Annotated in this window: 2 protein-coding genes; both read right to left on the reverse strand. The window is 65.3% G+C overall.

All coding sequences use genetic code 11. The features are described 5' to 3' along the window. Positions 1 to 820: multicopper oxidase family protein (locus OS124_RS0105760; RefSeq protein WP_040606714.1), on the reverse strand; the 820-nt coding region annotated here is incomplete at its 3' end. Beyond that, a complete protein-coding gene (locus tag OS124_RS0105765; RefSeq protein WP_010138440.1) occupies positions 801 to 1,229 on the reverse strand; it encodes a c-type cytochrome in 429 nt (142 codons plus the stop codon). The genes OS124_RS0105760 and OS124_RS0105765, both read right to left, overlap by 20 nt. Between the last annotated feature and the right edge of the window lie 780 nt (positions 1,230 to 2,009).

Raw genomic sequence — 2,009 nt, forward strand, 5'->3', positions numbered from 1 at the left:
TGACATCGACGATCAGATCCACCCGCTGCGCCGGGGCGAGGAGGAACTGGCCCTGAACCGGTTCCGGCGCGTCCAGCGGCATCCCGTCCAGCGCGACACGCCATCCGCTCAGCCCCTGCAGCGCCAGCACGAAGATGCGGGCGTTGGCTCCGTTGATCAGCCGCAGGCGCAGGCGGTCGTTCTGGTTTGCCTTGAGGGTGAAATCAAAGTGCCCGTTGACCCCCAACAGGTTCCCCGTGCGGCCCCCGTGGCTGAGGGTCATCGGGTGATCGAAGCTCGCGGCGAACTGGCCCGTGTCGGGGTCCAGCAGCCAATCGTCCAACAACAGGACGTGATCGGCATCGACGTCGGGCGGCGAGGGTTCTACGACGATCAGGGCCCCGGCCAGCCCGCGCGCCACCTGTTCGATGGAGTTGGTGTGAGCGTGATACCAATAGGTCCCCGCGTCGGGCAGTTCGAAGGCGTAGTCGAACTGGCCACCAGGCGGGACCGCGTCCTGGGTTAGCCCGGCCACGCCATCCATCGCGTTGTCGATGCGGATGCCGTGCCAGTGGACCGAGGTCGGGACCGGCAGACAGTTGACGAGGCGACGTTCCAGCTTTGCGCCCTGAGTTGCGCGGATCACCGGGCCGGGCAGGGTGCCGTCATAGCTCCAGATCGGAGTGGGGCCGTAGCCTGGCGGGGCCAGCTGCACCGTTGCCTCCCCTGCGGTCAGCGCTGTCGGAGCCGCGGCATGGGCCGGGCGCAGGGAGGGCAGCGTCGCGAGACCGGCGCAGAAAGCGCGGCGGCTGAGGCGTAGGTCACTGGATCCCGTTGGCACGTTGCACCTCCCGCACATAGGCGATGATGGTTTGCACTTCGGCGGGTGTGACGCCGGGCTGGGCGGGCATGTCGCCGAACCGCCAGTGATGCGCCCGCACGCCTTGGGCAGCGGCCAGAGTGAAGGCCATGTCGCCGTGATGCGAGGGTTCGTAGATCTTGTGGATCAGCGGCGGGCCGAAGCCCATCTTGCCGGCGGCATTCTCGCCATGACAGTCGGCGCAGACCGAGTTGAAGGCACGTTCGCCCATCTGGGCGGTGTCGGAAAGGGTCTTGGGCAGGGTGACCTCGACGATTGGACCGCCCTCGGCCGGGGCGGCGGTGGCCGTGTCAGTCTGGGTCGGGATCGCGAGATAGGTGATCGCGCCCAGGGCAGCGAGGCCCAGGGCATAGAGAATATAGCGTTTCATTGGATGGTCCTGATGTTCCGGGAGCGGCCATGCAGAAGGCACGGCCATCGGGGGCCCGAGGGCCCGTGACTTTGGAACGTCAGAGACGCGGCGGTGGAGGATCCGCTGTCTGCGTGACCGAGTCCGCTGTGCGGGCCCTGTCCTGCCATTGGAGGGTTGCCGGTCTGAACTCCGAGGCCGGACCGAAAGGGTGCTGCGGCAACATCAGGCTGACGCAGATCGAGGCATGGTCGCAGACCGTCTGAGACATGTCCGAGCCGTTGCCCTCGTGAGGGATAGCGACGTCATCGTCCTGATCCGGGCAGCAGGCCGCGTCATGTATGGCGTCGCCCATCCCCATGCCAGCAGCGTGAAGTGGTGCAATCCCGGCGACCAGCCAGGCAAGTACGGTGATGAACCAGATCAGACGCAAAGTGGGGCCCTCCGCCGCCATCTTTCTCGAGGTCCTCTTCAGGGGTCAACCCGAGATGTCGTGAGCTGTCGGTCTGTACGCACGCCTAGCTTGAACGTAATCGGAGATGGGATGAAAAGGGGGGCGTTTTGCGCATTCATCCGTCGCTTGTGTCATCCGCCAATGTTGCTGCCCGGTGCAGTCAAAGGAAATGGATTCTCGGTTCGCTTCCGCCGAGCAGGTAGCGTAAGTCTGCCATGGGCTGCTGCCTGAATGTCTCTTCTGTGCTGTGGGTCTGCCTTCGCAGCGCTTTCCATGAAGTTCCGCTTCGCGCAGGACGCGAACCGGTTTGCAGATGTGCCCGTGCTCTGGTTTCTAACGCTCTCCGG

The organism is Oceanicola sp. S124 (genome assembly GCF_000220565.1).
GTDB lineage: Bacteria > Pseudomonadota > Alphaproteobacteria > Rhodobacterales > Rhodobacteraceae > Pseudooceanicola.

Excerpts from the sequence above, each read along its gene's own strand:
- OS124_RS0105765 (WP_010138440.1), bottom strand. The coding sequence starts at position 1,229 with ATGAAACGCTATATTCTCTATGCCCTGGGCCTCGCTGCCCTGGGCGCG.